Consider the following 5,007-nt stretch of genomic DNA (forward strand, 5'->3'; position numbering starts at 1 on the left):
GAGCGCAAGCTCTTGCCCGGAAGGGTAAGTGTGGTGATGATGGCTTGAAGGATACACCTGTTCCCATGCCGAACACAGAAGTTAAGCTTCAACACGCCAAAAGTAGTTGGGGGATCGCTCCTTGCGAGGATAGGACGTTGCCACGCGATTATGGAGGATTAGCTCAGTTGGGAGAGCATCTGCCTTACAAGCAGGAGGTCACAGGTTCGAGCCCTGTATCCTCCATTGAGCATTAAGCTCATGAGCCGTTAGCTCAGTTGGTAGAGCATCTGACTTTTAATCAGAGGGTCGGCGGTTCGAGACCGCCACGGCTCATTGCCAAATAGGTAACGGTTTGGTATAATAAAAAAAGTGTACGCCGACTTAGCTCAGTTGGCAGAGCATCTGTCTTGTAAACAGAGGGTCGGAGGTTCGAATCCTCTAGTCGGCACTTATATATGCGGAAGTAGTTCAGTGGTAGAACATCACCTTGCCATGGTGGGGGTCGCGGGTTCGAATCCCGTCTTCCGCTTTGTCAATTCTATAATGCCGGGGTGGCGGAATTGGCAGACGCACGGGACTTAAAATCCCGCGGTTAGTGATAACCGTACCGGTTCGATCCCGGTCCTCGGCACTTCTTATGCACCCATAGCGCAATTGGATAGAGTGTCTGACTACGAATCAGAAGGTTGAAGGTTCGACTCCTTCTGGGTGCATTTTTCGGGAAATAGCTCAGCTTGGTAGAGCACCTGGTTTGGGACCAGGGGGTCGCAGGTTCGAATCCTGTTTTCCCGATTTAATTCTAATATTTAATCTATTAGGTTTTCGCGGTGTAGCTCAGCTGGCTAGAGCGTCCGGTTCATACCCGGGAGGTCGAGGGTTCGATCCCCCCCGCCGCGATTGACTGGCTGTTTTGGACCTTTAGCTCAGTTGGTTAGAGCAAGCGGCTCATAACCGCCCGGTCGTAGGTTCGAGTCCTACAAGGTCCATCAATTATCTGTGATGGATTGTTATTATTTACATTATGGAGGATTACCCAAGTGGCTGAAGGGGGCGGTCTTGAAAACCGCTAGGCCGTGAGAGCGACGCGAGGGTTCGAATCCCTCATCCTCCTTTTATTATCGCGGGGTAGAGCAGTCTGGTAGCTCGTCGGGCTCATAACCCGGAGGTCGTTGGTTCAAATCCAGCCCCCGCAATTGTTGGTCCGTTGGTCTAGTTGGTTTAGGACGCATCCCTGTCACGGATGAGATCACGAGTTCGAGTCTCGTACGGACCGTTTTTGGCTCGGTAGCTCAGTTGGTAGAGCAACGGATTGAAGCTCCGTGTGTCGGCGGTTCGATTCCGTCCCGCGCCATTTAACTTAATATTATGCGGGTATAGTTCAGTGGTAAAACCACAGCCTTCCAAGCTGTTGTCGCGAGTTCGATTCTCGTTACCCGCTTTTATATGGGCCTATAGCTCAGCTGGTTTAGAGCGCACGCCTGATAAGCGTGAGGTCGATGGTTCAAGTCCATTTAGGCCCATTTGGAGAAGTACTCAAGTGGCTGAAGAGGCGCCCCTGCTAAGGGTGTAGATCGCGAGAGCGGTGCGAGGGTTCGAATCCCTCCTTCTCCGTTTAATGCCAATTTGGTTCTAGTTCTCAGTTAAGAGCTTTAGTTCCACAAACATTGATTTATCAATGTTTGTGGAACTTTTTTATTACGATTGATTATACTATGTTATACTAAGTTGACACTTTAATGGTGCACCTGATGTGCACTTATGGTATTAAAAATGTGCACAAAGTGCACCAAAAAGGTTTAAAATGGTAACCTTTTGTATCAAACCACTATTTAATATAAATAGCAGAAAAAACATTATATAATATGAATAAAGATCAAAATGATATATTTAATGAAGGAGGAAACTAGTCATGAAGTCAAAAAATAAAAATTTATCTGTTACAGAATTAAATAGAAAAATAGTTGATACAAATGATATAAGCAAAAAGAGAAAATTAGGTAAGATATTAAATCAAAAACTTGCCCAAAATCAATTAACGGTTATTAATCGTAAGGTATTTATTAGATGAGGAGATTATTAATTGTTGCCGGTGTTAATGGTGCAGGTAAATCTACGTTATATGAATCTCAGCCAGAACTATTTAATGAGACGCAAAGAGTAAATGCGGATGAAATTTCTCGAAAAAATAATTGGGATTGGAATAATGATATATTGAATCTAAAAGCTATGGCGCTAGCGTTAAAGAAGTTGAAATCATTGCAAAATGAGCATCAATCAATAAATTTTGAAACAACACTTGCAGCCAATAAAAAGTCTTATTTAAGAATAATAAATAAAGCACATAATGAAAAATATAGTGTCGATTTGCTTTATATTGGACTAAATTCGGCTGATTTAGCTATTAAAAGAGTTGACCACCGTGTTTCATTAGGAGGCCATGGAATTCCTGAATCTCGTATTCGTGAAAGATACATTAAATCTTTGACTAATTTACAAGAACTTATTCCTAAATTTGATAATGTTTTCGTTTTTGATAATACCAATACTTTTAAGGAAATCTACATTAGAAAGTCTGGTATTACTAAATATCGTGATTATTCAAGTACTAAATGGTTTAGAGAAATAGCAAATAAAATTGACAAACCAAAAGTTAGTAAACATTTATCAGAGAATCATAACTCTAATTTAGAGTTAGGCGATGACTTTTTAACCCGCAATCGTGGGCATTCCGTATAGTAAATATAATCAAATTTAATCTAATTATGACTACATGAAGAAAGTAAATAAGAATTAAATTTCCTTTAGATTAGTCCATTAAATGATAATCTTTTTTATGGTTGTAGCAAAAAAATCAACACAATTCAGAGGGTATAATGAAAATATACAGAAAGGAGATGTTAATATATGGAAAAGATTGATGCATTAGATATTCCATATGAGTTTGATGTAGATGGTAGCTTTGATTTTGAGATTAATGAAAAACCAGAATCAATTGAATGGCATCATGATGATGACAAATACTCTGATATTAATATTGAATACGATGGGTTTGTGAAGGGCTTAATTTTAGATGCATTTAACCGAAATTCTGTTGCCGGTAAGAAGGCAAAGGAAGAGGTAGTTGATGATGTACGAAAACAATTGGCTACAGCAATCAATGAAAAGGCACTACTACATTAATTAGAAATATCAGTTAAAATATTCATCTTTTATAGCACTGACTTTGTTCAGTGCTTTTTTTATTTGCTGAATATTAGGGTTGGGAGATGACAGTTTTCAGTCAGCGCCTTTTTTTATAATTTTTATATGTAAAAGATATTAAATAATATAAAATACGTTGACATAGTAAAATGAGATGTTAGAATATAATTGTAAATTGAATTAATCAATATAATCTATACATAAAGGAGCGATTGTGATGATTCAATCAATACTTAATACTTTTATTGACGTTATTTTTTACGTTTTTCTATATTCATTTATTGTTGGTATTTCTTGGGCGTTGATGTTACTTGTGCTAAATATTTACTGAAAGGAGATTACCTATGGAACATTTAACTGAGGCAGAAAAATCAATCAAAAAAGTTTGGATTGTTCAAGATGTTAATTTTGAGCGTTTTGATTATGCTGTTACTGCATTTCGTTATTTTTCTGAAGCTTTGACTTTTGTAAAATCAGTTTTACTAACCGAGGCAGGAAATGATTTTGACACTATTAAAAAGAATCCATGTGAAAGCAATAATTGGATTTTGAGTAAAGAAGGTCATTGTAGTAGGCAAATCAAAATCTCGCATGAAGTTTTAATGACTATGCCAAAAAAATAATGTAAAACAACAAAAAAAGGGGAATTAATTATGGCTGAAAATACTAATGAAATTATGAAGTTTGATAATGATGCTGGAAATGACAGTATGAAGACTTATCTTGATGGTGAATACTTCAAGATGCCATCTGTTATTGCTTTTAAGGGACCACAGGATTCTACTGCTCCAATCTCATTTGAGAATGAAGAAGATAAAGAAAGCTATATGAGTAACTTTCTTTATCATATGGATGTTTCAATTTCAAGTAATGCAGTTAGTGAAAATCGACGTTTTATTGTAGGAAATAGTGCTGCTACTAGTGGCCTTCCATTAACCTCATTCGATTTAAACGATTTATCAGGAAAGTCTGACGTTGATTTGACGGCTTTATTGACCTTAAGTCTAATTGCTGGTAATCGGGTAAAAAAAGCCTATAAGAAAGGTGAAGGATTAAACGATCCATTAAAAGTTAATGTTAATATGACTACTGCTTTACCGATTTTGGAAGGAAAACAACCAGGCAAAATTGATAAGTACCGTGATCGGTATCTGAATGCTACTCACGTGGTTACTTTCCACAACTTCAAAGATCCTATTGTTGTGCAGATTAAATTTAATCACGTATATGTTGGACTAGAAGGTGAAATGGCTCAATTAATGATTAGCAATAGTATCAATAACAATAAGCAATTAGGTCAAATTATTATTAATCAACTTAAAAAGTGCTATCCAAAGGTAGCTAACTCATTAACTCCAGAAATTATGGGAAAGTTAATTCAAAATTCACTTGGAATTGATATTGGTGGAGGAACTACTGAATGGACAGCTATTATTAATGGAATCACTAACCTAAACGTTTCTACCTCACTGATGCAAGGATTTGATAATGTTTTAGAGAAGGCAAGATTATATCTACAAACGAAAAACCTTAACTTTGAAAATATTTCTCAAGTCCAAGAGTATTTGAGCTCTGATACAGACGACTTCTTTAGTAATAATAAAGAGATTGTTAAGCAAGCAATCACGGACAATGCTATTCCATTTAACGAACAAATTGTTAAACAGACCTCTTCAGTTGTTCGACAAATTGGTTCGCAATTAAATGTTAACAACGGTTTTAAAATGTAGGAAATCACCGATTTGAAATTGTCGGATTTCCTACATTTCTTTATACTGGTTTCATCAATTATTTGAGGTGATTGTATGAAATCAGAGTTGAAAA

5 protein-coding genes, 16 tRNA genes and 1 rRNA gene are annotated in these 5,007 nt (G+C 37.0%); all 22 read left to right on the forward strand.

The annotated features are described in order from the left end of the window. The first annotated feature begins 29 nt into the window (after window positions 1-29). The 22 genes from rrf (at window position 30) to HUK49_RS10310 (ending at window position 4,913) form a co-directional block, all read left to right on the forward strand. A 5S ribosomal RNA gene (gene rrf / locus HUK49_RS10205) occupies window positions 30-146 on the forward strand. A 6-nt stretch (window positions 147-152) separates the two neighbouring features. After that, window positions 153-225 (forward strand) — tRNA-Val (locus HUK49_RS10210). A 17-nt stretch (window positions 226-242) separates the two neighbouring features. Next, a tRNA-Lys gene (locus HUK49_RS10215) sits at window positions 243-315 on the forward strand. Window positions 316-357: 42 nt separating this feature from the next. Further along, window positions 358-430: transfer RNA gene (locus HUK49_RS10220), tRNA-Thr, on the forward strand. A 9-nt stretch (window positions 431-439) separates the two neighbouring features. After that, window positions 440-511, forward strand: a tRNA-Gly gene (locus HUK49_RS10225). Between the two features lie 16 nt (window positions 512-527). Next, window positions 528-613, forward strand: a tRNA-Leu gene (locus HUK49_RS10230). Between the two features lie 8 nt (window positions 614-621). Next, window positions 622-695, forward strand: a tRNA-Arg gene (locus tag HUK49_RS10235). Between the two features lie 5 nt (window positions 696-700). Further along, window positions 701-774, forward strand: a tRNA-Pro gene (locus tag HUK49_RS10240). 31 nt (window positions 775-805) lie between these two features. Continuing rightward, a tRNA-Met gene (locus tag HUK49_RS10245) sits at window positions 806-879 on the forward strand. Window positions 880-894: 15 nt separating this feature from the next. Further along, window positions 895-968, forward strand: a tRNA-Ile gene (locus HUK49_RS10250). A gap of 37 nt (window positions 969-1,005) precedes the next feature. Further along, window positions 1,006-1,093, forward strand: a tRNA-Ser gene (locus HUK49_RS10255). A gap of 8 nt (window positions 1,094-1,101) precedes the next feature. Then, a tRNA-Met gene (locus tag HUK49_RS10260) sits at window positions 1,102-1,175 on the forward strand. Between the two features lie 5 nt (window positions 1,176-1,180). Continuing rightward, window positions 1,181-1,255 (forward strand) — tRNA-Asp (locus tag HUK49_RS10265). Window positions 1,256-1,260: 5 nt separating this feature from the next. Beyond that, window positions 1,261-1,333 (forward strand) — tRNA-Phe (locus HUK49_RS10270). Window positions 1,334-1,349: 16 nt separating this feature from the next. After that, window positions 1,350-1,420, forward strand: a tRNA-Gly gene (locus HUK49_RS10275). 7 nt (window positions 1,421-1,427) lie between these two features. Continuing rightward, window positions 1,428-1,502, forward strand: a tRNA-Ile gene (locus HUK49_RS10280). A gap of 3 nt (window positions 1,503-1,505) precedes the next feature. Beyond that, a tRNA-Ser gene (locus HUK49_RS10285) sits at window positions 1,506-1,593 on the forward strand. A gap of 298 nt (window positions 1,594-1,891) precedes the next feature. After that, window positions 1,892-2,050: a hypothetical protein gene (locus HUK49_RS10290; RefSeq protein ID WP_191913639.1), complete on the forward strand. Its 159-nt coding sequence runs from the start codon at window positions 1,892-1,894 to the stop codon at window positions 2,048-2,050. Then, the gene (locus HUK49_RS10295) at window positions 2,047-2,718 is read left to right on the forward strand and encodes a zeta toxin family protein (RefSeq protein ID WP_191913640.1); all 672 of its coding nucleotides are present in this window, start codon (window positions 2,047-2,049) and stop codon (window positions 2,716-2,718) included. Before HUK49_RS10290 ends, HUK49_RS10295 begins: the two co-directional genes overlap by 4 nt. Before the next feature lie 168 nt (window positions 2,719-2,886). After that, a complete protein-coding gene (locus HUK49_RS10300; RefSeq protein WP_191913641.1) occupies window positions 2,887-3,162 on the forward strand; it encodes a hypothetical protein in 276 nt (91 codons plus the stop codon). A 365-nt stretch (window positions 3,163-3,527) separates the two neighbouring features. Beyond that, window positions 3,528-3,806 carry a hypothetical protein gene (locus tag HUK49_RS10305; protein ID WP_191913642.1) on the forward strand — a complete coding sequence of 93 codons (279 nt, stop codon included), beginning with the start codon at window positions 3,528-3,530 and terminating at the stop codon, window positions 3,804-3,806. Between the two features lie 30 nt (window positions 3,807-3,836). Then, window positions 3,837-4,913, forward strand: a complete 1,077-nt coding sequence (locus HUK49_RS10310) for an acetate and sugar kinases/Hsc70/actin family protein (RefSeq protein ID WP_191913643.1) — start codon at window positions 3,837-3,839, stop codon at window positions 4,911-4,913. The last annotated feature ends 94 nt before the right edge of the window (window positions 4,914-5,007 follow it).

The organism is Limosilactobacillus portuensis (genome assembly GCF_014838735.1).
Lineage (GTDB): Bacteria > Bacillota > Bacilli > Lactobacillales > Lactobacillaceae > Limosilactobacillus > Limosilactobacillus portuensis.